This window comes from Streptosporangium becharense (assembly GCF_014204985.1).
GTDB lineage: Bacteria > Actinomycetota > Actinomycetes > Streptosporangiales > Streptosporangiaceae > Streptosporangium > Streptosporangium becharense.
Genome location: NZ_JACHMP010000001.1, coordinates 145,895 through 169,943, shown reverse-complemented (window position 1 = coordinate 169,943; position 24,049 = coordinate 145,895). Strand labels below are relative to the sequence as shown.

20 protein-coding genes and 2 pseudogenes are annotated in these 24,049 nt (G+C 70.5%); 8 read left to right on the top strand and 14 right to left on the bottom strand.

Translation table 11 applies throughout. From position 1 onward, the window contains the following. Positions 1 to 7: 7 nt before the first annotated feature. The 4 genes from F4562_RS00790 to F4562_RS00775 form a co-directional block, all read right to left on the bottom strand. On the bottom strand, positions 8 to 1,183 hold the full coding sequence (locus F4562_RS00790; protein ID WP_184546117.1) for an MFS transporter: 1,176 nt from the start codon (positions 1,181 to 1,183) through the stop codon (positions 8 to 10). Beyond that, positions 1,180 to 1,611, bottom strand: a complete 432-nt coding sequence (locus tag F4562_RS00785) for a chromate resistance protein ChrB domain-containing protein (protein ID WP_184546115.1) — start codon at positions 1,609 to 1,611, stop codon at positions 1,180 to 1,182. Before F4562_RS00785 ends, F4562_RS00790 begins: the two co-directional genes overlap by 4 nt. Next, positions 1,608 to 2,090 carry a Chromate resistance protein ChrB gene (locus tag F4562_RS00780; RefSeq protein WP_184546113.1) on the bottom strand — a complete coding sequence of 161 codons (483 nt, stop codon included), beginning with the start codon at positions 2,088 to 2,090 and terminating at the stop codon, positions 1,608 to 1,610. Before F4562_RS00780 ends, F4562_RS00785 begins: the two co-directional genes overlap by 4 nt. Positions 2,091 to 2,393: 303 nt before the next feature. Next, complete coding sequence (locus F4562_RS00775; protein ID WP_184546111.1) at positions 2,394 to 3,575, bottom strand: Cmx/CmrA family chloramphenicol efflux MFS transporter; 1,182 nt, start codon at positions 3,573 to 3,575, stop codon at positions 2,394 to 2,396. A gap of 851 nt (positions 3,576 to 4,426) precedes the next feature. Here F4562_RS00775 and F4562_RS00770 point away from each other — a divergent pair. Then, entirely contained in the window at positions 4,427 to 4,963 is a 537-nt protein-coding gene (locus F4562_RS00770; protein ID WP_184546109.1) for a cytochrome b family protein, read from the top strand. Between the two features lie 444 nt (positions 4,964 to 5,407). Next, positions 5,408 to 5,995: a hypothetical protein gene (locus F4562_RS00765; RefSeq protein ID WP_184546107.1), complete on the top strand. Its 588-nt coding sequence runs from the start codon at positions 5,408 to 5,410 to the stop codon at positions 5,993 to 5,995. 111 nt (positions 5,996 to 6,106) lie between these two features. On the opposite strand, the gene F4562_RS00760 is transcribed toward F4562_RS00765, so the two are convergent. After that, positions 6,107 to 6,301, bottom strand: coding sequence for a hypothetical protein (locus F4562_RS00760; protein ID WP_184546105.1), 195 nt, complete (start codon positions 6,299 to 6,301; stop codon positions 6,107 to 6,109). A 577-nt stretch (positions 6,302 to 6,878) separates the two neighbouring features. On the opposite strand from F4562_RS00760, the gene F4562_RS36170 reads away from it, so the two are divergent. Continuing rightward, complete coding sequence (locus tag F4562_RS36170) at positions 6,879 to 7,979, top strand: serine hydrolase domain-containing protein (RefSeq protein WP_184546103.1); 1,101 nt, start codon at positions 6,879 to 6,881, stop codon at positions 7,977 to 7,979. Between the two features lie 271 nt (positions 7,980 to 8,250). Here the strand turns inward: F4562_RS36170 and F4562_RS34430 are convergent, their stop codons facing one another. The 6 genes and pseudogenes from F4562_RS34430 to F4562_RS00730 all read right to left on the bottom strand — a co-directional run bounded on the left by F4562_RS34430 (position 8,251) and on the right by F4562_RS00730 (position 13,325). Next, positions 8,251 to 8,793 carry a TipAS antibiotic-recognition domain-containing protein gene (locus tag F4562_RS34430; protein ID WP_311734208.1) on the bottom strand — a complete coding sequence of 181 codons (543 nt, stop codon included), beginning with the start codon at positions 8,791 to 8,793 and terminating at the stop codon, positions 8,251 to 8,253. A 92-nt stretch (positions 8,794 to 8,885) separates the two neighbouring features. Further along, a pseudogene (locus F4562_RS36165) lies at positions 8,886 to 9,008 on the bottom strand (MerR family DNA-binding transcriptional regulator); the annotation flags it as partial. 10 nt (positions 9,009 to 9,018) lie between these two features. Continuing rightward, positions 9,019 to 9,903, bottom strand: a complete 885-nt coding sequence (locus F4562_RS00745) for a DUF2268 domain-containing putative Zn-dependent protease (RefSeq protein ID WP_184546101.1) — start codon at positions 9,901 to 9,903, stop codon at positions 9,019 to 9,021. Positions 9,904 to 10,015: 112 nt separating this feature from the next. Further along, a pseudogene (locus tag F4562_RS00740) lies at positions 10,016 to 10,207 on the bottom strand (transposase); the annotation flags it as partial. 301 nt (positions 10,208 to 10,508) lie between these two features. Next, positions 10,509 to 11,030 carry a calcium-binding protein gene (locus F4562_RS35610; RefSeq protein WP_281402925.1) on the bottom strand — a complete coding sequence of 174 codons (522 nt, stop codon included), beginning with the start codon at positions 11,028 to 11,030 and terminating at the stop codon, positions 10,509 to 10,511. Positions 11,031 to 11,294: 264 nt separating this feature from the next. Continuing rightward, on the bottom strand, positions 11,295 to 13,325 hold the full coding sequence (locus tag F4562_RS00730; RefSeq protein ID WP_184546097.1) for an NACHT domain-containing protein: 2,031 nt from the start codon (positions 13,323 to 13,325) through the stop codon (positions 11,295 to 11,297). A gap of 37 nt (positions 13,326 to 13,362) precedes the next feature. On the opposite strand from F4562_RS00730, the gene F4562_RS00725 reads away from it, so the two are divergent. Further along, entirely contained in the window at positions 13,363 to 16,071 is a 2,709-nt protein-coding gene (locus F4562_RS00725) for a helix-turn-helix transcriptional regulator (RefSeq protein ID WP_311734207.1), read from the top strand. Between the two features lie 3 nt (positions 16,072 to 16,074). Next, complete coding sequence (locus F4562_RS00720) at positions 16,075 to 16,953, top strand: alpha/beta fold hydrolase (RefSeq protein ID WP_184546095.1); 879 nt, start codon at positions 16,075 to 16,077, stop codon at positions 16,951 to 16,953. Between the two features lie 114 nt (positions 16,954 to 17,067). Here the strand turns inward: F4562_RS00720 and F4562_RS00715 are convergent, their stop codons facing one another. The 3 genes from F4562_RS00715 to F4562_RS00705 form a co-directional block, all read right to left on the bottom strand. Next, complete coding sequence (locus F4562_RS00715) at positions 17,068 to 18,198, bottom strand: alpha/beta hydrolase family protein (RefSeq protein ID WP_184546093.1); 1,131 nt, start codon at positions 18,196 to 18,198, stop codon at positions 17,068 to 17,070. Between the two features lie 314 nt (positions 18,199 to 18,512). After that, complete coding sequence (locus F4562_RS00710) at positions 18,513 to 19,127, bottom strand: TetR/AcrR family transcriptional regulator (RefSeq protein ID WP_184546091.1); 615 nt, start codon at positions 19,125 to 19,127, stop codon at positions 18,513 to 18,515. A gap of 310 nt (positions 19,128 to 19,437) precedes the next feature. Continuing rightward, positions 19,438 to 20,679 carry a CaiB/BaiF CoA transferase family protein gene (locus F4562_RS00705; protein ID WP_184546089.1) on the bottom strand — a complete coding sequence of 414 codons (1,242 nt, stop codon included), beginning with the start codon at positions 20,677 to 20,679 and terminating at the stop codon, positions 19,438 to 19,440. Between the two features lie 303 nt (positions 20,680 to 20,982). On the opposite strand from F4562_RS00705, the gene F4562_RS00700 reads away from it, so the two are divergent. From F4562_RS00700 to F4562_RS00690, 3 genes are all read left to right on the top strand, one after another. Continuing rightward, the gene (locus F4562_RS00700) at positions 20,983 to 22,524 is read left to right on the top strand and encodes an ABC transporter substrate-binding protein (protein WP_184546088.1); all 1,542 of its coding nucleotides are present in this window, start codon (positions 20,983 to 20,985) and stop codon (positions 22,522 to 22,524) included. After that, the gene (locus F4562_RS00695; protein WP_184546086.1) at positions 22,524 to 23,414 is read left to right on the top strand and encodes an alpha/beta fold hydrolase; all 891 of its coding nucleotides are present in this window, start codon (positions 22,524 to 22,526) and stop codon (positions 23,412 to 23,414) included. Before F4562_RS00700 ends, F4562_RS00695 begins: the two co-directional genes overlap by 1 nt. Before the next feature lie 118 nt (positions 23,415 to 23,532). Further along, complete coding sequence (locus F4562_RS00690; RefSeq protein ID WP_184546084.1) at positions 23,533 to 23,982, top strand: MarR family winged helix-turn-helix transcriptional regulator; 450 nt, start codon at positions 23,533 to 23,535, stop codon at positions 23,980 to 23,982. Positions 23,983 to 24,049 lie beyond the last annotated feature (67 nt).

The following is a 24,049-nucleotide window of genomic DNA, read 5'->3' as shown; positions in this document are numbered from 1 at the left end:
CGGCCTTTCAGGGGGTGGGCAGGCGGACGGAGCGGAAGATCCGCCACAGGGTCAGGTCGTAGGCGGTCTTGGCGGCTCCGGCGATCATGAACGGCAGCGCCAGGCCGAGGGGCAGGATGAATCCGGCCAGGGCGGGCCCGGCCGGCCGGGTGAGGTAGCGGGCGGTGTTGGTGACGGCGGCGGCCGCGGTCCGCTCCTCTACGGGGACCAGGGTCATCACGTACGCCTGCCGGGTGGGCACGTCCATCTGCGACAGGCAGGCGCGCGCCAGCAGCAGCGCGATCGCGCCACCCAGGCCGGGCGCGAACGGCACGGCGGCCAGGAGCAGGTTGGACGGGATGTGGGTGAACACCATCGTGCGCAGCAGCCCGACCCGGGCCGCCACCACCGGGGCGGCCAGCAGGGACGCGGTCTGCAGTACCCCGATCACGGCGAAGGTGATGCCGATGGCCTGCGTGGTGGCGCCGTGGCGCAGGCTCAGCCAGTAGCCGATGTAGGCCTGCACCACGAAGCCTCCGGCGAGGCTGTCCACCGCGAACAGCGCGGCCAGCCGGGCCACCGGGCCGCGGGAGCGGGTCAGCATGCGGGGCCGCGGCGACCCCGGCGACACGGCGGGCGCCTCGACGCTCGCGGGCAACCGGGCGGCCAGCACCATGCCGGCCGTCCCCACGACGGCCAGGACACCGCCGAGCAGCCGCCGATCCGGCGGCAGCGCACCCAGCAGCGCACCGGCCGTCCCGGCGACGGCGGCGACCGCGTTGTACAGGCCGAAGCCGCGCACCACCTCCCGCTGCGGCCGCCCGGTGCCGGTCAGCATGACCTGCTCCAGCGTGGTGAACGGCCCGGACTCGATCACCTCGACCGACAGCGCGCCGGTCATGGCCACCACCGCCAGCAGCCACAGCGGTGCTCCGGACGCGATCGTGATCCCCGAGCAGGCCAACGCCGCGTACAGGGCGGCGTACACGCGGCGGCGGCCGGCCCGGTCGCCCCAGCGGGCCAACGCCAGGCTGGCGGCGAGGGTGCCGGCCAGGACGGCCGCCAGCAGCAGCCCCACCCCCGCAGGGGTCAGGCCGTCGAGTCGCAGGATCGCGCCGAGCTGCACGGCCGCGATGCCGTACCCGAGACCACGCAGCGCCTGGGACGTCAGCAGCAGGCCGACCACGCGGCCGGCCGGGTTCATGCCGGTTCCCGCCCCAGCAGTAGCGCACGCCGGTGGAACTCGTACAGGCCGTCGAAGATCGGGCCGGTGATCTCCAGCACCCGGGCGTCGTCGCAGACCATCGACAACCCGCGCAGGATCACATCCACGCCGCGTGCCTCCGGCGCGTCGAACCGCTCATCGTCGATGTCGGCCTCGTGCACGATTTCGGCGACCTTCCACAACACCGGATCGTCCAGTTCGTAGCGGCGCAGGATCGTCTCGAAGCTGCAGTCGTCGCCGTGATGGGACAGCTCGGCCCCGCGCATGTCGAACGGGGTCGCGTCCGCGGGCACCGCTGCGGGGTCGTCGACGAACACGAACTCCGGTTCCGGATCGATGTGGCGGCGGATCAGCCAGGCGCACGCGGCCCGGTCGATGTGCACGCCGGCGCGCGTGGCCCACCTCATCGCACGTCCTCCGTGACGACCGCCTCCGCCAGCGCCTGCACCGCGCGCTGCGCGGCCTCACGCTCTGCGGGCGGGAAGTAGTCGCGCCGGCCGATCCGGCGTAGCTCGGCCTGCAGCCGCTTGACCGTCCGGCTGCGCTCACCCGGCCGCGCCCGCGCAGCGGCCTCGGCCTGCTCGATCACCACCCGGTACTCGGCCGCCCGCGCGGTGCGCATCTCGGTGGCGACGGCCTTCTCCTGCGCCACGCTGCCGGCGACGGCCAGCCACACGGTGGAGCTGCCGCCCATCTCGCCGATCTCCTCGGCGATCCAGTCGAGCTGCTCCCGGGTCCGGGCGTCGGCGGGCAGCGCGACCAGCCCGTCACCCAGCCGCGCCACGCCGAGCCGGTCCAGCTTGCGCCAGATCGTGATCCGCAACGTCGACGGCTGGCGTGGGATGCGATACGCCAGCAGCACCCACTGCCCCGCCGTGCCCGTCATCGTCGCCTCCACGCCATACCCACCTCTAGCAAGTAACCATAGTTACAGTAACCATGGTTGCACTAACTGGACAACCGAAGGGGATGATCGCCTCACGGTGATTACGGAGCGGTTGCCTGACAACTGCCGTTCTCCGGCAAGGTAACGATCACAAGCCGGATCCGTTCCCGGTGGCGCTGTGCAGCCAGGACAGGCCGGCGGCGGAGAAGGTCGGGCGCATGGAGGGGCCGGAGGCCGAGCTGTCTCTACAACGCCCGATGAGCCGCCGGCGTCCTTCGACACTCGACGGAGCGTTCCCGCGGATCATCGGATCGCCTGGCCGACCCGGGGTGTGATCACTCGACGCAGAGGCAGGGCGGTGAGCACTGCGAACGCGGCAAGGAGGGCGCTGACCCATATCGGGCCAAGGTCACCGGCGCCGGCTCCGAGGGCCGCTGCCGCGATGGCAGGGCCACCCGCTGCGCCGATGTTGAGTGCCGCGGTCGCATATGACCCGCCCATGGTGGGGGCAGCCGCCGACTCATGGAGCACCCTGGCGATCAAGGTGCTGCCCACGGCGAAGGACAACGCGCCTTGCACGAACACGAGGATCAGCAGCGCCACCGGCTGGGCAGCGACGGTTGCCAACGTGACCCAGCCGAGCAACAGCATCGGGCTACCGATTCCGATCACGATGCCGGGGCGCCGATCCGAGAGCCGACCCGCAAGAGTGACACCGGCGAAGGACCCCGCGCCGAAGAGCACCAGCACCACCGAGACCCAGAGCTCGTCCAGGCCGGCGGTGTCAGTCACGATCGGCGCCAGGAAGGTGAAGGCAGCGAATGTGGCGGCGTTGACCAGGGCACCCAGCAGCATGACCAGGATCAGCCTGGGCGTCGCGAGCTGGGCTATCTCGGTTCGCAGAGAGGGGCCGGCCGGAGCGTCCGGTCCGGTCCCCTGGGCATGGTCCGGGATGCCTTTCACGATGCCGAAGGCGGCGGGAAGGCAGAGCAGTGCGATCGCCCAGAAGGTCGCCCGCCAGCCGAGCAGCGTTCCGAGCACCGCGCCGCCTGGAACTCCGGCAATGGTGGCCACCGTCGTGCCGGAGAGCAGCACCGCCAGCGCACGTCCCTTCTGGGCGGCTGCGACGAGCGTGGTTGCCGTACTCAGCGCGACTGCCAGAAAGCCTGCGTTGGCCAGGGCGGCGATCACGCGGGTGGACAGGAGGACCGGGAAACTCGACGTGAGGGCACCCGCGACATGGGTGAGGGCGAACACCAGCACGAAGCCCAGCAGACTGGCCCGGGCAGGCCACCGGCGTGCAAGCACGGCCATGAGTGGCGCCCCGAGGATCATTCCGACCGCGAATGCCGAGGTCAGAAGCCCGGCAGTTCCGACCGACACATCGAGGCCGGTGGCGATGTCCGGCACCAGGCCAGAGAGCATGAACTCCGAGGTGCCCATGGCGAAGACCGCCACGGCAAGCAGGTAGAGCGGGAGAGGCATCGAGGACTCCGAGGTGAGAGAACGAGAAGAAGGACATCTCGTCACCGCGGCCAGCGCCCAGGGGTGCGCGCACTTGCCCCGTTCAGCGAAGCCGCCGGGGAGTGGACGACGAACTCAGTGGTTCAGGGGGCTGACGGCGTGACCGAAAGCCCCCACCTTGGATGCCTCAGGGCTCGACATGCCACGGACACTACTCGACCCCACCGATTACCACGCAAGTGAATTCCGCCCAGAGAAGGTGTCGTTGACGCCCCGGCCCCGCAACAGCCAGGCGCTCAAGATCGACGCTGGTCAGCCACGCTGGCGTGTCACTCCTGGCGGCAGGACTGAAGGGCTGCCCAGCGTCACGTCCTGGCGCGTTCTTCGGAAGCGGCCGGACCGCAACAGGTGTTGCGACCCAGCTCGGCGTTGACCAGCGAACACCGGGTTCACGCGGTGGCCGGGTTGTAGAAGGCCGCGGCGCTGACCGAGGTGGCCGGCCAGCGCCATTGGGTCTGCTGCTGGTGCTGCATGGCGAAGTTGAGACGCTAGTCGTCCACGGCGAGGAAGAACTTCTCGTATAGTCCGGCGCCGCCGTACTGGCAGTTGACCGTCCCGCCTCCGGAGTCGGTGGGGGAGGTCACCGCAGAGCCGTCCATGCGTGGATACACGTTGGAAAAGGTCGCGGACTGAACCGTGATGGGGGTGCCCCCGAGTGTGGATCGCCCCGGCGATCCAACCTGGCCGACACCACCTGACCGCGCGTCCCGGCTGCCGGTGGGCTACCGCCTATACGGCTTTTGCCTGGATCGTGAGATCGTCGCGTTCTGATCCGTGGTGGACTAAGCCGAATGAGATTATATAAGACGCTGATGAGTGAGATGCTCGTCTACTGTTTCGTGGTCGTCCTGCTTACCGGCGCCTTCCTCGTGCTCTTCTACACGCCGAGCGACCGGGTGATCTATGACGGCTCCTACGAGCCGCTGCGCGGAGTCGAGATGAGTGCCGCTTACATCGCGGAGCTGACGACCAGGTTCGAGGTGCGTGGTGGACTGCTCATCCAGCAGTTACACCAGTGGTCATCGCTGGTTTTCCTGGCGGGAATCGTCCTGCGCGCAGTGCCTACCCGTGCGTTCCGACAGTTGCTGCCCGGGCTCGTGCTGCTGGGGACGGGCGTGCTCACCATGGTCACTGGCCATGCGCTGACCGGCGGTCTGGCTGTCGGGGAAAATCCGGCAGGGGTGCCAATTCCCTGGTTGTACGGCATACATCTGCTGCTGGGACTCACGACGGCAGCCGCCCTGGTGATTGTCTGGCGACAGACGAGAACCCGGTGGCCCAAGAGGGGCTACTTCATAATGGTCTGCCTCGGCCTCACGCTGGCGGCAGTCGTTGTCCCGTTCATCTGAAACCGTATGCCCTCGGTGACCTGCGGCAGGCACTGTGGATCACCGCCTTCTCCCATCCTGCACGGCAGGTGTCCGGCCGACGCGCAGCTCGCGCAGGTCCGGGATGTGGTTGTAGAGCGTGCCCGGGCTGACGCCCAACAGGCGGGCGATCGAGGTGATGGAGTGGACTGGGGTGGGCAGCAGGCCCCGGGTCGCCCGGATGATCTCCGGGGTGACGACAATGGCGCGGCCGCCACGTCCTCAGCGGTGCCGTCGGCGAGCCCCGGGGGCACCCCGGGGGCAGGACGGCCGGGGCGGAGCGCGTCTCTCATGGCCCAGTGCTCCCGAAACTGCGGGAGGGGCGAAGCAGCGGTGATGCGGAGCTCGGTTTCCGCGCGCGACCGGCATGAGCTGAGGTCAGAGCACCGTCGCCCGGGTGCCGTGAGGGGTGCGTATTCTCGCGGAGTGAAGATCATTCGTGGTGTGGTCGGTGTCCTCGTGCTCGGTGCGGGATTCGGCGCAGTCACCTCCCTGGTCAAGGATGTGTCCCCCATGGGCGGCTGGGCGTGGGCCGCGAAGGTCGCAGAGGTGGCGAGCCTGCTGCTGGACGCCGGCTGGGCCTGGGCGGCGCTGGCGGTGGCCGTGGGGTGGCTGGCCGGCGGGCAGGCCCGAGGGGCGGTCGCCGGTGTGCTGGCATTGGCCGCGGCCACGGCGGCGTACTACTGCACGAAGTCCGCCCTCGCGCAAGTCCCGTTGGCCTGGTCGTGGAGGTCGATGCTCTACTGGTGGTGCGCGAGCGCGCTCTTCGGGCCGCCTCTGGGCGCGGTCGGCGCGAGCATCCGACGTCCCGGAGTGATCGGCTTGCTCGCCTCGTTGACGGTGCCGGTCGGCGCGATCGTCCAGATGACCTTTATGCCGCCCCGGATCTTCCTGCTCGGGCGTCCGGCCGCGTCCTGGGCGCTGGTAATCGTATGGACGGCCGCCGCAGTGAGCATCGGTGTCATCCTCATCCGCTTCTTCGCCCTCCGCGATGCTCCGTTGGACGATCACTAGGGCCGATGTTGGCTTAGCGCACGATCCGGCACGGATACTCCTCACTCCCCTTCCCGCGCCTGGACCGCGCACCGGTGAGGTCTTCCCGCGCGGGGTGAGAGCTGGCGGCCGTCAGGTCCGGAGACGTCCGCCCGTCCCCGCCCGCAGCAGGTAGCCCAGCAGGGCGGCCGTCCCGGTCAACGCCTGGACGGTCAGGAAGGCGGTGAGGGCGGGCGGCTGGACGGCCAGCGCCACCGCCAGCGGGAGGCAGCCGAGCACCGCGATGTCCACGCCGGTCAGTCCCCAGATGAGCGGACCCGTCGGCACCGCCCCGCCGGGAGCGTCACGACCCGAAACCGAAGACAGGGCGATTTCTGATCAGCCCCTCTCCCCGGCCCTGCCGGCCCCAGCTCCGCCGGGGGGGCGGCCGGAGTACGCCAGAAACACGCCGCGTCGCCGCCCTCCGGCCGTGCCGTCATACGGGGATGCGCCACACCACGCGGCCGACCCGGATGGGTTCCCGGGCAAGGCCGCTGTCACTGTGCCGGTAGTGCTGCCCCCGACCGCCTACAACTACTCTTCGCATCGGATTAACTACCTTCAGTGGCGACGGTTTGAGTCGGGAGCCCTCTCATGCCTCTGTCCCCGGAGCGGCCCAGACCGCCACCATCCCCCGCTCCCCTGGCTCAGCCGCCCGGTCTTGCGGCCGCGGCGCCACAGACGATCCACGCTTCAGGACCGCTGCTGCGCGAGACAGTGCCCGGCCTGCCAGTCCCTGACATCCCGTCCTGAACGCCCCGGTCGGCCCGCGCACCCGCGACGGACCGGCCGAAGGCACTCCCCAGCTTTTCAGGATCGAGATCCACCGCCTTGCGACCGTGATTCTTGGCAAAGGAGTCCCCCGGTGAAACCACGCGTCCTCGCATCGCTCCTGCTCACCCTGCCGCTGCTGGTGTCAGCACCCACGCCGGCCGCCGCCCAGCCCACCCGCCGGCAGGCGGTCCAGGCCGCCCTGGACGCGATCGTCGCCGCCGGGGCCCCCGGTGCCCTGGCCGAGGTTCGCGACGAGAACGGCCGCTGGAGCGGCACCGCCGGCACCGGCAACACCCGCACCGGCGCTCCCGTCCCAGCCGACGGGCGCTGGCGCATCGGCAGCGTCACCAAGACCCTCATCGCCGCCCTGGTCCTCCAACTCGCCGGCCGGAACAGGCTCGCCCTGGACGACCCCATCGACCGGCACCTGCCCGGCCTGCTCCCCGGTGGGGATCGGATCACCGTCCGGATGCTGCTCAACCACACCAGCGGCATCGCCGACTACGCCACCACCTTCGACGACACCCCGGCCGGGCTGCGCCGCCTGGCCACCACCACCTACACCCCCCGGCAACTGATCGACATCGGCACCAGCCTGCCGCCCACCTCCGCCCCCGGCGACCGCTGGGCCTACTCCAACACCGGATATGCCGCACTCGGTCTGCTGATCGAGAAGCTCACCGGCCGGAGCCTGTCCATCGCCCTGTACACCCGCCTGCTCGCCCCGAACGCCCTGCCCGCCACCACCCTGCCCACCACCAGCCGCAATATCGCCGGAGTCCACCCCCGCGGCTACATGCGCGACGAGAACAACAACCTCGAAGACATCACCCGCTTCAACCCTTCCAACGCCTGGGCCGCCGGCGCCGTCATCTCCACCGCCGCCGACGTCAACCGCTTCTTCACCCGGTTGCTCCAGGGCCGGCTGTTCCCCGCCCACCTGCTCACCCAGATGCAACAGACCGTCCCGGTCGCCCCCGGCTTCGCCTACGGCCTGGGCCTGATGAAACTCACCCTCACCTGCGGCACAACCGTCTGGGGGCACAAGGGCCACATCCCCGGCTACGCCACCTACAGCTTCCACAACGACCGCCGCAGCATCACCGTCGCCGCCACCGCCCTGCCCGCCCCCGACGATGCCGCCGTCGACCAAGCCATGAACCATGCCCTGAACGCCGAGTTCTGCACCTGAAAGACCTGAGACCGCCGTGCCCGCGCCGGCTTGGCGCTGCCCCGCCGCTGCCCCGACGCGGTCACCGGCGGGCCATGTGCGTCCTCACGCGTGCCCGCGAAGGATCCCGGCGCCACCGGCGACACTCACCGCTGGGGTGGAGTCAGGCTGCGGCGTTTCCCGTATCATCCCCGCCGTTCGCGGGCGCGTCCTTCTGCGGACCGCCGAACAGCTCCAACTGCTCGCCGAGCGGCTCGTGCCCGGTGAGCTTCAGGCACCGGCAGCCAGCCGGCTACATCCGGGTCCGCGCGTACGCCTGCAGTGCGTCGCGGACGAACGTCGCCCCTGCGGCGTCGTCATACATGGCGGTGAAGCGGGGGTCGTCGACGTACATGTCCCCCAGGCATTTCACCATCTCGATCGAGCGCTCCCGGTCGCCCTCGGCCGTGGGGGTGCCCGGGATCCGGCTCAGCCACTGGACGTGCCGGGCAGCCAGCGACTGGGCGTGTTCCGATGTCGGAGAAACCCCGGCCTTCACTGCGGTGACCCATACGGCGACGAGGTCTTCGGCGGCCTGCTTCCAGGCCCGCTGCTGGTCAAGGGTCTTGCCGTGCCACCAGTCGTTGCTCACCTGGAACGCGCGCTCGCCCCAACGTGAGATCACCTCGTCCCTGTAGTGGTCGTTGAACCCCGCCAACATGACGTCCATCCGCGGTTCCGCCCCCGCCTGCAGGGCTTCGAGCGTGTGACGAACAGACCGGATCCGCCGTTCGATGCGGTCCCGTTCCTCCTCCAGCGCGGCGATGTGACCGCGGAGCCCGTCGCACGTGTCCACCTCGTCGGCCAGGACCTCGGCGATGGCCGACAGGCCATGCCGAGCCGGCGCATGAGCAGGATCCGCTGGAGCCGGGCGACCGCGGTGGGGTTGTAGTAACGGTATCCGTTCGCGCCGACCCGGGACGGGGCCAAGAGTCCGACGCGGTCGTAGTGACACAGGGTGCGGCTGGTGATGCCGGCCCTCGTCGCGAGTTCCTGGATCGTCCACTCCATCGTTCCAGTGTCACCCGCGGCGGAGCGTGGCGGCGATGATCTCCGAGCTGTCGGCGTGCAGGGCCTGCGCCGCCGTCTGCCCGGTCGCCGTCAGGTAGGTGTCGACCAGCCGGTTGCCCGCGGCGTACCCGGCGCCCATCGGCAGTCCCACCGGGGTGAGGCCGAAGCGCTCGGCGCTGGGGTCGCCGTGCACCCAGGCGGTGAAGTTCTGCATGCCTGTCACGTCGAGCCCGGTGAGCACCTTGCCGAAGATCTCGTCGTCGTGCAGGTGCGGCACGCCGATGCGGGTGAGGCCGAGCTCGTCGCCGTGGAGCTGGCGGGCGAAGGCGTCGGCCAGGCCCTCGGAGACGATGTGATCGCCGACCGTGACGGTCGTCGGGTCCCACACGACCCCACCCGGGCCGAACCGCAGGTTGTGGTGGAGTTCGTGCACGGCGGTGGCCTCCAGCCGCTCCACGTTCTCGGGGAAGGGCCAGAGCGTGATCACGATGTGGCCCGAGATGCCGCCGAACCCGGTCACTCCCCGGCAGGGACCCATGAAGTGCTCGTCACCCGGATCGCCGAGCACGAACAGCACGGTGATGTCCGGGGCCTCCAGCCCCGGCGTCGCCTCCAGCAGTACGGTGAGAGCGTTGTCGAAGGCGCGTTGCATCCGCTCCCAGGCCCCGGCCGCCGCCAGGGTTTCGAGCGCGTGGAGGCAACGCTCCTCGTCGCGGTCGACGGGGAACCCGGACGCTTGGAGGTGCATGGCCACCAGGTCGACCTCGCCGGGGTGGTGGCGGTACATGCCCCTGGTGGGCTCCAGCATCGAACGCAGCAGGTCAACGCGGTCCGCGACCGGGGCCAGCAGGATCCGCCTCATGGCGGAGTAAGTGTCAAGAACAGTGATCGACATGGCCCCGATGCTAGAAGTTGACGCAGCGTCAAGGTCAAACCAGCGGGCTCTTGCCGGCGTGAGGAATGAGTTCCGGGTTCCCGAGCGCCTCTCCGGGGCATTCAGGCTTCCCCAGGACTTCGCCGGTGATGGAGGAGATGGTCTGCTCGGGCACCTCCGCGCCGTAGACCGCGGCCAGGTGTGCGGAGATCTCCCCGGTGGTCAGGCCCTTGGCCGTCGGCGAGATGACCGTCTCATCGACGCCGGACAGCCGCTGCCGCTTACGGACGATCTCCGGCTCGAAGCCGGCGTCGCGGTCCCGCGGGCTCCTCCAGGTCCATCGCTTCGGATGCCTGGATCAGGCTGCTCGCCGCGCGTGTCTCCTTGATCAGCAATTGCGCCGTCGTTTGTACAGTCCCTTCCAGGGGCTGAGCGCATCGACTCCGGCCATAGGAACTCAGGGGTTGTTCGTCACCGGGGCGAGGCGGGCGAAGCCGTGGCGGTGAGCGTGGGAGAAACCGTCGCCGCACTTTTTCTTCCTTGGCCGACCGGCTGGGCAGGCGAGGCCGCGGCGAACGACGAACCGCCCCTGCCGGTCCGTCCGGCGGGGGCGGTCGTGTGGGCACCTACAGCTCGCAGTTGGTCTCGACTTCGCCGTCGCAGCGGTCGGTGTCGGCGCCGCCGTTGAGCGTGTCGTGGCCGACACTGCCGACCAGGCGGTCGTTGCCCCCGTTGCCGTTGAGCTTGTCGTCACCGAAACCGCCGAACAGGTTGTCGGCGGCGGAGCCGCCGTTGACGGTGTCGAAGCCGTTGTCGCCGGAGAGCGTGCTCGGCAGGTTCGTGTTGTTGCGGATCGAGTCGATGCCGTCCCCTGCGAACACGTCGACGCGATCAATCCCGCCGGTCGGGCACTTCGCCTCGACCCCCGACTGCGTGCAGCCGGAACCGGCCGCGACCGAGCCGAGCGTATTGCTGATGGTCGCCACGGTGCCCGCCAGGTTGAGCGTGATCTCGATCCCGTCGTCCACCGAGCTGCCGTTGACGAGGATCCTGCCACTGTCGAGCTGCGCGGTGACGGTGGCCGCCGACGCCGGTCCGGCCAGCGCCACGGCGCCGGTGAACAGGACGGTGACGAATCCCAGGGCCATACCCGCACTTCTGCGCATCCGACGACCCGTGTTGGTGCTGAACATTCCGGTTCCCTTCGATGATGTGTCGGTCCGGACCCCTGCAACACTGTGGGGCAACCTCGTCCGCTGCTCATCGCACAAAGACACACTGGCCGGGTGTAGTAATTCGTTGACTGGCGGCCTTGCCGTCCTCTATGCCGCGGAGGCCTCGCCGACGGCGAGTTCAGGGTGATGTGCCGTGGATCGCGGTTTGGTCACCCGGCCGACAAGGCGGGGTCGGCATTAATCGGTGGGGCGAGATTCGGGATGGGCGGCCAGGTGATCGCGGAGTTCGAGGTGGCGGAACTGGTAGGCGATGCCGGAGATTCTCAGCAGACCGGCGCCGTAACACCAGTCGAGGAAGCGGCCCAGGCGCCAGGGGAGAAGGCCTCGGGTGCAGAGCAGGAAGGCCAGGTAGCGCAGGCTCGCCGGGCCGCCCATGAGGGGTGCGGCGCTCAGGAGGAACAGGCTGACGGCGAGCCCGCACGTGACCGCGAGCACGGCTGGCCACTGTGCGACGAGTGTGCAGATGAGGCCGGTCGCGAGTGTGTAGATGAGCACCAACGTCAGGGCGCCTGCCGTGTCGTAGCGAATGACCGTCCTGGCGTCAGCGGCGGCCGGGGCGCCGACGGTGAGCCCAGCCGCGATGCCGATGACGAGTCCCAGCGAAACGCCGAACGATGCCCCGGTGGCCGGCCCCAGCACGAAGGCGAACACGACTCCGTAGGCGAATGCGCCCGGCAGCACGACGCGCACTCCCCAGGCAAGCCTTCTGAGGCCCTCCGCGGTCCTGAACCGGGACAGGTCGATGCGCTTGGGGGCATACCAGGGCTGCATCCAGGGCCCTGAGCCGACCATGCGCACAAAGACGACGCAGCCTACGGTGATCAGGCCGTTCGGGAGGGTCGGCTCGTCCGGGTATTTACTCCAGATCTGGACGAGGAGGAGACCCGCCATCAGGAGTCCGACAGCCCGGAAGACGAGGACGGCGACATGGCGGGGGCGGTGCCCGGCCAGGGGCCACAATTCGTGCGGCACGAGGTCGGTGGCGGATAGGGCACGTTCGGCGAACGGCGGCCGCTTCTCGTTGGCGTGCAGGTAGCCGGCCAGGACGGCGAGCCAGGCGTGCGCCTGCTCCGGTGCCGGGGCACCTCTCCCTCCTGCGGCGGTGACACGGGCGTGAACGAAGCGGCGGAGAAGGTGCTGGTGCACCTCCTCCTCGCTGGTCAGCTCGGTGAGCTCCTGAGGGTCGCGGAGGTACCGGCCACTGGCCGGGTCGCGTTCCTGATAGACGGTGGTGACCAGGGTGAGCTGCCACGGTGTACTCAGCGCCCCGGCCAGCACACCGCCACCGCTGGTCAGGGCGTCCAGCACGGGCTGCCAGCGCGCCGGATCCTCCTGGTCCGTCACCGCCTGGATGAACCGCCACGCCTTGTCGCCGGATACCCGGGTCAGCTCGATCCGGGCGGTCGCCCTCGCGCCCGCGTCGGCGTCCACGAGAGCGTCGTACTGGCCGGTCCGGCAGGTCACCACGAGGCGGGACCGGGTCAGCCCGTGCTGGTAGCCGTCCAGCGCGCGCAACACCTGGCCCGCCCGTGACGCGAATCCGGGGGAGGACGTCTCATCCATCTCGTCCAGGCCGTCGATGAACGGCAGGATTCGACCGGTCTCGACCAGCGCGCGGGCCGTCACGGGTGACAGGGCGAACGCCGCGGTCAGGTGTCCGGCGAGCCAGTCGGCCACCGGCACTCCGGTGTCCCAGCTCGCCGCCGACAGCCGGATCGGGATCGGGTCGTCCGGCGCGCGTCCAGTGAGCAGCCCGATGATGAGCTGCACCGCGAGGACCGTCTTCCCCGCCCCGGCGGGCCCCGTGACGACCACCCGTTGCGGCGCGTCCAGCCCCCGGAAGTAGGCGACGACCTCCTGCAGGCTGCCGCGCGGTGCGGCCGAGACGGGGCTGCCCTGGCGGCGGAAGGTGAACTCGACGTCGATGACCGCGCTCTCGCCCAGCAGTTGCGCTCGCTGCTTCGTCTCCGCCTGTAGTACCGCCACGGCCAACCGTCCCGACCACACCTGCAGGTCGGCGTCGGCGGCCCGCTGCGCCAGGCGCCCCTGGCGCCACGCCGCCATGGCCAGACCCGCCGACCCCAGCCCGATGACTGCGCCGACCGGGTCGACGTCGCCCTTCCACCGTGACCATGTCCACGCCACGGCTCCCACCGCGACCACCGCGCACATCGCGGCGGTCGCCTTGAACGACCATGCCCGGCCCATGGCGCCATCATCCCCCCGTGGAGGCCTCCTACAGTGGGTGTTCGTGCTTTATGGGAGATCTGCGGAAATCAGCGCACTCGACGAGGTCGTCGCGCGGGCCCGCGACGGCTTCGGGGGTGCGGTGGTGTTGCGGGGCGAGGCGGGGGCGGGCAAGACCGCCCTGCTCGATGCGGCGGCCGCGCGCGGTGGCGCGATGCGGGTGTTGCGGACCACTGGCGTCGAGTCGGAGTCCGACCTCGCGTTCGCGGCGCTGCACCAGGTGCTGTGGCCGGTGACCGGCTCGCTCGACGCGCTGCCCGAGCCGCAGCGCGTGGCTGTGAGCGCGGCCCTGGGGCTTGCCGCGGGCGGTGCCGGCGATCGGTTCCTGGTGGGGGCCGGCGTGTTCTCGCTGCTGGCCGAGGCCGCCGCGCCGGACGGGCTGATCTGCGTGGTCGACGACTTCCAGTGGGTGGACCGGGCTTCGGCCGATGCGCTGCTGTTCGCCGCCAGGCGGTTGGGGACGGAACGGATCGCGATGTTGTTCGCCGTGCGCGGGGACGCTGCTGTCAAGGGTGTGCCGCTGACGGTGGACGTGCGCGGCCTGTCCGAGTCCGCCGCGGCCGAGTTGCTGGAGTCCCGCTGCGGTGTGCCGGCCGCCCAGGTGGTACGGGAGCTCGTCACGTTGACCCGCGCGAACCCGCTCGCCCTGGGCGAGATCGCCGCTCGCCTGACGCGCGCGCAGCTCACCGGGCGTGAACCGCTGCCCGACCCGCTGCCCGGTGGTGCCCGGCTCTTCGGTGATCGGGTGGCCGCGTTGTCCGCGTCTGCTCGGCTGGTCGCCCTGGTCGCCGCCGTCGAGGCCGACCTCGACCTGGTCCTGCGCGCCACCGACCGGCTGTTCGCCGAGCAGGCGGTACGGCCCGGTGAGAGTACGGGGGCCGGGGTCGGCCGGGTGGCGTTGGCTGAGCTGGAGGAGTCCGGGTTGGCCGGGGTGTCGGGCACGAGCGTGCGCTTCCGTCATCCGCTCATCCGGTCCACGGTGCATGAGGCGGCCGCTCCCGCCGACGTCCGCCGGGTGCATGCCGTCTTGGCGGAGCTGACCGCCGGCGACCGCCGCGCCTGGCATCTGGCTGGAGCCGCCCTGGGGCAGGACGAGCGGGTCGCCGCCGCGCTGGTGACCGCCGCGGAGCGGGCACGTGACCGCGGCGGGTACGGTGCCGCCGCCACGGCCCTGGCCAGGGCCGCCGAGCTGACCCCTGAGCCGAGCGCTCGCGCCGTCCGCCTGAAGGACGCCGCCGTCGCGGCCTGGCTCGGTGGCCGGCCGGGACAGGCGGAGTCGCTGCTGGCCGAGGCGCGTGAACGGGCCGGCGGGGACGCCACCCTCGCCATGGAGATCGCCCAGCTCCGGGGCAGGTTCGAGCTGAACTCGGGCAACGCCGCCGAGGCCGTACGGATCCTGGCGGTGGGCGACACCTTGGACATGCTGGCCGACGCCGTGGAGGCGGCCTCATACGTCGGGGACACGGCGGCCATCGTCGAGCTCGGCCGGCGGGCGGCGGCGCATCCCGAGGGGTTCCTGCGGGACGTGGTGGCCGGGGTCGGCCTGACGCTGGACGGCGACGCCGCCGGGCCGGGCCTGCTGCGGCGGGCACTGGCGCGGACCGGTGAGCTGGAGGACGCGGCGGGGTACCTGTGGGCGACGGCCGCGGCCAGTGCCCTGGGCGAATCGGATCTGGCCACTGAGATGGCCAGCCGGGCCGGACAGGTGGCCAGGGTGTCGGGGATGACCGGGCAGCTGCCCGTCGTGCTGGAGTTCGTGGCGACCGCCGAGCGCATCGCCGGTCGGCTGGCGCGCAGCCAGGCCGTCTCCGAGGAGGGCCTGGCGCTGGCCCGGGAGGCCGGGTATGAGAACACGGTGGCCGCGCACCTGGCCAACCTGGCGGTGCTGGCGGCGCTGCGGGGCGAGGCGGAACCCTGCGAGCGGCAGGCCCGCGAGGCGCTGGCCATCGCCATCCCCCATCGGGTGGGACTGCGCGCGGGGGTGGCGTCGTACGCGCTGGCGATGCTCGACCTGTGCCTGGGCCGGTTCGCGGCGGCGCACGACCGTTTCACGGCCATCGCCGTGGCGGGACCGGGCGCCGGGCATCCGAGCGTGGTGTGGCGGAGCGCGCCGGACCGTATCGAGGCCGCCGTGGGCGCGGGTGACGAGGCGGGTGCGCGGGCGGCGCTGGCCGCGTACGAGCGGTGGTCGACGCATGCCGCGACGCCCGAGTCGCGCGCTCTGCTGGCCCGCTGCCGGGGCCTGGCCGACTCCTCCGAGGACGCCTTCGGCGAGGCGCTGCGGCTGCACACCAACCCCTTTGAGGCGGCCAGAACGGCTCTGCTGCTGGGTGAGCGCCTGCGCCGCGCACAGCGGCCGGGCGAGGCGCGGGCGCACCTGCGGAGGGCGTGGGAGACGTTCGAGCAGGCGGGCACACGGCCGTGGGCGAGGCGCGCGCAGGACGAGTTGCGGGCGACGGGCGAGAGCGGGCAGGCCCCGCCCGCCCCCGTGTTCGACGCGCTGACCCCGCAGGAGCTGCGCATCGCGGGCCTGGTCGCCGATGGGTTGTCGAGCAAGCAGATCGCCGCCCGGCTCTTCCTCAGCCCGCGCACGGTCGAGTACCACCTGTACAAGATCTATCCGAAGCTGGGCATCGGCTCCCGTACGGAACTGGCGCGACTAGTAGTTCTACAGAAGGCACCCGTCGCCGAAGACGACATGCTCTGAGACATGCAAAACGTGAACTTCTGGAGCGAAGAGTTCGGCGCCGAGACGGACACGCCGATCCTGCTGATCATGGGTTCGATGTCGCAGGGCATCCTGTGGCCGGACGAGTTCGTCGGCCGCCTGACCGCCGGAGGCCGCCGGGTGATCCGGTACGACCACCGTGACACCGGCATGTCGGGCACCGTCGACTTCGCGGCGGAGCCGTACACGTGGGACGACATCAAGAACGACGTCTACCGCGTGATGGACGCCCATGGCCTGGAGAGCGCGCACCTGGTCGGCCATTCGGCGGGTGGGCTGCTCGGCCAGCTCATCGCCGTGGAGCGGCCGGAGCGGGTGCGCTCGCTGACCGTCATCGCCTCCTCGCCACTCGGCGGCGGCGAGGGCCAGGTGCTCATGCGGGCCCTGACGGGGCAGCCGCAGCCGGAGGGGAGCCTGCCCGAGCCGACGCCGGAGTTCGTGGCCTTCTACCGCGCGCTGATGGCCGCCCCACCGCCGGAGGACCGGCGCGCGCGGATCGACGGCATGATCGCTGAGCAACGCGTGCTGCACGGCACCGGGCTGCCCTTCGACGAGGACGCGGCGCGCCGGCTGCAGGAGCGGATCTACGACCGGGCCCGCGACCTGTCGGCGGCGGCCAACCACCGGATGGCCGCGATGGCCGATCCCGACTTCGAGCCGGTGGGGGTGCTGGACCAGGTGAAGGTGCCCACGCTGGTCATCGAGGGCAGCCACGAGCCGGTCAAGCCGGGCCATGGTGCGATCATCGCCGAGCGGATCCCAGGTGCGCGGCTGATGATCGTGGCGGGCATGGGGCACACGCTGCCGCCCGAGGTGCACGAGGAGTTGGCCGCCGCCGTCCTCGCGCACACGGCCGGGTGACCTGCCGCGAGGGGAGTGCCGATGCCTCACCACCGGCCGGCTCGCCACGCGCGTTCCTGATCGACGACGAGCCGTTCGACGCCGAGTGCCTCACGCGACCGGCCGCCGGCGGGGTCACTCCACGGCGGCGGTGAGACGCCGCACGAACGGAAGGGAGTCCGGGAACGCGGCACTGGGCACGTCGAGGTGTCCGGTGCCGGCGTAGCAGTGGTACTCCACGTCGCTGCCCGTGGCGCTCAGATCCGCGGCGAGGCGCTCCACCGTGCCCGGGACGCAGAACTCGTCGGCGCCGCCCTCACCGAGGAACACAGGTCGGTCCAGGCGCTCGCGCGGCACCTCCAGGCCGTCGTAGTCGACGGATTCGCTGAGCCGGGCCGCCGCCTCCGCGTCGCTGATCTCACCGGAGGCCAGTTTCAGCAGCGGCTTGCCGTACAGCCCGGTGAAGGTGTCCAGCACGGTTCCGGGCTCGTGCAGGTAGCTGGTGCGCCAGGCGTTCCACAGGACGTGCCCGTTGTCGTTGAGCCAGTCGTCGGCGTCCACGGACGGGTCGTGGTAGCCGGCCGCGTGCAGGATCAACGGGGTCAGGATGCGTCCCATATCGCTGGTCTGCGAGCTGAGGGTGGACCACTCCGTCGGCGGCGCCGTCGCGACCGCACCTCGGTAGTCGAGTTCCGGGGCCACGGCCGACGCGGACGCCGCCGTGAACAGGGTCGCCAGCCCGCCTTCGGAGTGTCCCATCGCCAGCCACGTCGGCGAGCAGTCCCCGGCGATCCGCCGTGCTGCCCGCACCGCGTCGATCTGGCTGGCAGACAGGCTCGGTCCATGCAGGTACGGATGAAGCCCGGCTGTTCCCAGGCCCTCGTAATCGGTGCACACCACGGCGTATCCGGCTTCGAGGAACCTGGGGACCATGCCCAGCAGCGGGTGACCGAGCACCTGCGCCGTCGGACGCAGAGACGGCGCCGCGTCCGGGATGATTCCCGTGGTTCCGTGCGCGTAGGAGATCACCGGCCAACCACCCAGGGGTGCCGGGTCGCTCGGCAGGTACAGCAGCCCGCTGATCGGGATGTCGTGGCCGGCGTGTCCGACGCTGACATACAGGATGCGGAACCCGCGGGCCGCGCCTTGGACCAGGAACGTCTCCTCCAGCGGCTCGTGCCGCAGCACCGTCCCCCTGGGGCTCCCGCCCAGATCCTCGTGCCAGTCGTAGAACTCACCTGCCGCCGCGAAACGGTCCTCGCGCATCCTTTGATCCCCTCTCCGCCGAAGCGCCGACGAAGTTCACTGTCAGGCCCGCTGCGTGAGACCCAGGGGCTCAAGTTGCCGCACGCTCCGCCTCGCACCCGGTAACCGGCTCTCAGCTTATATGCATTCATGAATGTATGTAATGCGGTTCCAAGGTGCGGTTCACCCGTACCCTGATCCGCCCTGTTCCCGAAGTCTCCGGGGGCGGGCCCCCGTCGCTTCGCCGGCTTTCGTCAACCGCGACAGGACGACGACGAGCACCGACGGCATCCCCACTCCGCTCCACGCTCAGGCGGCGTACACGGTGGCCGGTCCTACTGCCGAGCGGGCAGGAAAGCACGGAGCAGGTCCGTGAGTTCACGACGGAGATCGGCATCGGTCTCGGGGATCATGAGGCGGCGGGCGACGGCGCCCAGCATGAACGTCCGCGCCGTGTGCCGGATGCCGACGAGCTCGGCCCGACTGAGCCCGGTGTCGGTGAACGCGGCCACCCACAGCTCGTCAAGCCGCTGCTCCGCGGCCAGCGCCATCGGCGTGTGCTCGGCCATGAAGCCGGCGTTGCCGCGGTAGTGGACCAGTATCTCGTAGCCGGCCAGCGCGGCGGGATGGGTGTAGGCCTGCACCATCGTCGTACCCCAGCCGGTGATCCGCCGGTCCAGGGAGACGTCCAGACCGGGCGCTGTGCGGTACACGGCCGCGATCTCCTCCCAAGCGTGGTTCACCACAGCGAGGTAGAGCTCCTGCGCCGAGCCGAAGTGGTGCTGGACCGCTCCGCGTGTCACGCCGGCGGTGGCAGCGATCTGAGCGGTGCTCACAGAGGCGGGGCCCACGATGTTGACGCACGCCACCGCCGCCTCGATCAGCGCCGCGCGCGTGTGAGCACGGCGCTCGACCTGGGTCCGCCGGACCTTGACCGTCGCATCCGCCATGCGTCTCCCACCCCCTGCCTTCACCGCCGCGCACGAAGGTAACCGCTCGTGTCGCGACGACTCCACTCGCCCCGCACACTCTCCCCGGGCTGCCGGGGTTCGCGAGGGACGGTCGGGACCTTCCCCGGACACCGGCGCCCGCGTCCCTTCTGTTCATGCCTGCATGCATGAATGTACAAAACCCATTGGGCGTTCGCCGTCCCGCCCGCCCTGCCCGGACGACCGCGTCAGGCGTGGCGTTCGCGTTCCCGCTCGTCCTGCCGACAGGGACCGCAACGTCCCCGTGAAGCGCCTCGGCTCCGGGCCGAGCTCAGATCACCCCGGAACGCCGGAGCTCGTCCACCGTGCGGGCGTCGTAGTCGAGGAACTCCTTCAGGACCCGCTCGGTGTCCTGGCTGAGGGCCGGGGCGGGACGGTCCAGCGTCGTGTCGCTGCCGGACAGCCGGAACGGGATACCCGATCCGTAGACGTCGGCCACCTCGCCGTATTCCGGGTGGGAGAGCGGGACGACTTCACCGCGGGTCAGCAGGAGCGGGTCGCGGACGGCCTCTGCGGTGCTGCGCACCGGTGCGGCGGGTACGCCGCCGGCCACGAGGCCGCTGAGCGCTTCCTCGTTGGTGCGGCTCCTGATCCAGTCGCCGATGATTGCGTGCAGTGCGTCGGCGTTCGCGACACGGGCGTCGCGGGTGGCGAAACGGTCTTCGGTCAGCAGATCCTCGCGGCCGACCGCGCGCAGGACGGAGGCGGCCAGAGCGTCGGTCGGCGCGCAGAGCGCGATCCAGCCGTTCTTGGACTCGAAGGTGCCGAAAGGCGCGAGGCGGGGCACGAGAGGACCGGTGCGCAAGGGGATGCCGACGCTTTCCAGCGCGTCGAACGGCTCGGCCGCGACGAGCGAGGTCAGCGCGCCCAGCATGGAGACGTCGACGTGCTGCCCGTGTCCGGTCGTGCGTGCCTGGAGGACCGCGGCCAGGGTGCCGATGACGGCGAAGAGGGGGGCGACGAGGTCGCCGACGGGGACGCCGAGCCGCACGGGCGGGTCGTCAGGCTGGCCGGCCGTCATCATCAGGCCGCTGAGCGCCTGGATGATCGTGTCCATGGCCTTTCCGCCGCCCTCCGGCAGGCCCTGGGCGCCGAATCCGCTGATCGAGGTGTACACCAGACGCGGATTGGTCTCGCGTAGCCGCGGGTGGTCGATGCCGAGCCGCTCGGTGACCCCTGCGCTGTAGTTCTCCACGAGCACGTCGGCGTGAGCGGCCAGTTCCTTCAGGAGGGCACGGCCCTCGTCCGTTCTCAAGTTGATCGTCAGGCTCTCCTTGCCCCGGCCTCTGAGCATCATGGACAGCGACATGTCGACCTCGTCCAGGCGGCGAAGGCGCAGTCCCTCGCGGGTGACGTAGGGCGAGTTGCCGCGGGAGGAGTCGCCTCCGGTGAGCGGGTTCTCGATCTTGATGACGCGAGCGCCGAGGCCCGCGAGCAGCAGGGTCGCGTAGGGGCCGGCCAGCGCGGTCGTCAGGTCGAGCACGATCGTGCCGTCGAGCGGTCGCGTCGACATCGCAGTCCTTCGGTCGGAGGGGCGGGATGGTGACAGTAATATCAGGCAGCTTGATATTCCGCCAGTGTCGCCGGCGTCGACCCTGGCTCGCGGCGCCCCCGAAGGGATTCCCGGTTTCGGGGATGTCGCAGGACGGTGTCGCGACGAAGCATGGATATCAAGATGCTTGACAAGCTGGAGGTGGCTTTCTTACGTTTACGGCGCGCCGAGGTGGCTCGATGTGACATTTCGGCTGCTTGTCCAGGGTGGTGCCGTTCGGATGTCCCGATCGTCGCGCGTCACCCGAGAAGATAAGGAGATCCCATGGTCGAATCCCCTCGGTGGCGCGCACGCCTGCGCGGCGCCGCCGCGGCCTTGGCCCTGCTGGGCACCGCGACCGCCTGTGGCGGCGGGGGAGGGGGAGGAGCAGGGGAGAACGCCGCCGGGAGCGACACGGTGCGGATCGACCTCACCACCAACGCGCGGTCGATCGACCCCATCTCCGGCCCGCTGCTCGTCGACAACCAGATCATCAGCCTGACCAGCGCCACGCTCTTCGCCTTCAAGAAGGGTTCGGCGACGGAGACCTCACCGGTCCTCGTGGAGAAGATGACCGCGGCCGGCGACCGGCGCACCTACACCATCAAGCTGAAGCCCGGCCTGAAATTCTCCGACGGCACACCGCTGACCGGCAAGGACGTCGTCGCGTCCCTGGAGAGGGTCAGGGACACCCCCGGCCCCAACGCCCAGGAGGCCAAGAACCTCGCCTCGGTGACCGCTCCCGAGGACGACACCGTGGTGATCGAACTGAAGCAGGCCGACACCTACTTCGACCAGCAGCTGGCGATCCCGTCCTACAGCATCATCCCGGCCGCGGCCGCCGAGGCGAAGGATTACTTCTCCAGCAATCCCGTCTTCTCCGGCGCGTACGTACCCGACGGCGACCCGACGAGCAAGAAGTTCGCCCTCGTGCGCAACGAGAACTTCGGCGGGCCCAAACCGAAGGTGAAACGGATCGAGTTCTCCGTCATCTCCGACCCGGTCACCTCGGCCACCCGGCTCAACGGCGGCGAGATCGACGTCGCCCCCATGCTCTCGGCGTCGTCGGCGCGCCAGGTCTCCGACGGCGCGGTGATCAAGAACGTCCAACGGCTCGCCAGCCTGTACCTTATCCCCAACAACCGGTCGGGCTCGCTGTTCTCCGACGTCCGGCTGCGCCAGGCCCTCGCCTGGGCCGTGGACAGGGCGGCCCTCGCCAAGGTCGCCTACGGCGACGCGGCGAAGGTCCAGTCCGGCCCGTACCCCGTACCCGCGACCTATCCGGTGCCCGTGGAGGTCTATCCGCGACAGGACGTCGCCAAGGCCCGTGAACTGCTCAAGGGCACCGCCTGCGAGAACGGGTGCACGGTGTCGGCGAGCTATTTCGCCAGCAGCACCGAGATCGAAGGCCGCGTCGCCGTCGCCCTGCAGCAGATGCTCACCCCGCTCGGCATCGAGATCAAGCCCACCCCCGTCGAGGACCAGCAGTTCATCAGCAACTCCCTGGACGGATCCTTCGAGCTCAACATCGTGGAGAGCGGCAGCTTCAACATCGCGCAGTCCTTCATCGGGGCCTTCGACACCTCCGAGACGAAGTGCATCTACGCCGGCTGCTCCAATGACAAGATGGAGGGGTACGGTCAGGAACTGCTCGGCGCGCCGCAGGACGGGGCGGCAGCGGCGTCGGAGAAGGTGCTGCGCACCTTCGAGGAGTGGACGCCGATCGTGCCCGTCACCGGGGCGGTCTTCAGCTACGGCGTCCGTGAGGGCCTGCAGGACACGGTGGTCCTCCAGCCCAGTTCCCTGTTCTGGATCGAGAGCGAATGATGAGCGGCCACACGAACTCCGCAGCCGGCCCCGTCGTCCGGGGCATCCTGCTCAACGGGCGCAGGCACCGCTATCTGTCCTGGGGCGACCCCGGCCGCCCGGTCGTCTCCCTGCTGCACGGCCGGACGGCCGTCGTCGAGACCTGGAACCGGGTCGCCGAGCGGCTCAGCGACCGGTTCCACGTGGTCGCCCTCGAACAGCGGGGACACGGCGACTCGGCATGGGCCGAAGACGGGCGCTACCACCTGATCGACTTCCTGGAGGACTACGAGACCTTCGCCGACCAGGTCATCCCGGAGCCCTACCTCCTGGTCGGCCACTCGATGGGCTCGTGCACCTCCCTGGTGTACGCCTCGCGCCGTCCCGACCGCCTCCGGGGACTCGTCCTGGAGGACGGCGGCCCTCCCGGGAAGACGGTCCGCGAGGCCGTCCGCGCCGACCATGACCGGTCGCCCGAGTCGTTCACCTCCTGGGAGGCGGCCCGCGAGCACGTCGCCCGGGAGTACCCGCACCTGCACGGTGACGATCTCGACACACGGGTCGATACGCTGGTACGGCCCGCCGACTCCGGCCGGTACACCTGGCGGTCGGACGTGCACAGGCTGCTGGGCGACTCCCACCTGGAACGCGACGAGCTGTTCGACACCGGGCAGTGGCAGGCCGTCGAGCGCCTGACCGTCCCGACCCTGTTCCTCTGGGCCGCCCGGCCGCCGTGCCTGGTGGAGCCGGAGGTGATCGACAGGATGGCGGCCATGAACCCGCGTATCACCAAGGTGGAGATCGATTCCGGGCATGGCATCCACGAGGAGGCCTTCGAGCCGTTCATGGAAGCCGTCCTCCCCTTCCTCACCGAGCGCGCCGGGCCGGGTGCCCGAGGCGACGGCCGTTGATCACCCCGGGGCGGGCCGCCCGCTCGCGGTCGTCGCCGGTGGGTAAGGTGCAACCGTGAGTCTGGAACGCAACCCCGCGCAGAGTCCGGAACCGACTCTGCGCCATGGCCTCCGCCATGTGAATCGTGTCTTCCAGCAGCTGTTGACGGAGCGGCTGGCCGCCTACGGGGTCAGCGAGGCCGAGTACGTCAGCATGTTCGCCCTCCGGAGGATCCCGAACATGTCCAACGCCGACCTGTCGCGGTGGACGGGGGTGACCGCCCAGGGCGCCAACCAGGTCCTCAAGAGCCTCATCGCCGCGGGGCTGGTCGAACGGCGGCGTTCTCCCGACCACGGCCGGATCCTCGAGGCCCGGCTCACGCGGAAGGGCGAAGAGGTGATCTTCGAGTGCGAGCGTGAGGCCAACGAGCTCGAGGCGCGGATGTGCGCGCGGCTGAGCGCGGAGGAGACCACGCTTCTGGAGTCGCTGCTCCGCCGTTGCGCCGAAGGTCTGGGCTCCCCGATCCGCGACCGGGACGAGGTTCCCCCTCGCCTGGCGCAGTCCGCCGAGGTCCCGAGCAGGGGCTGACGACCTGGACGACGGAGAAGGCCTCCACCGGTTTGCCGGTGGAGGCCTTCTTCATGGGGCGTCTCCG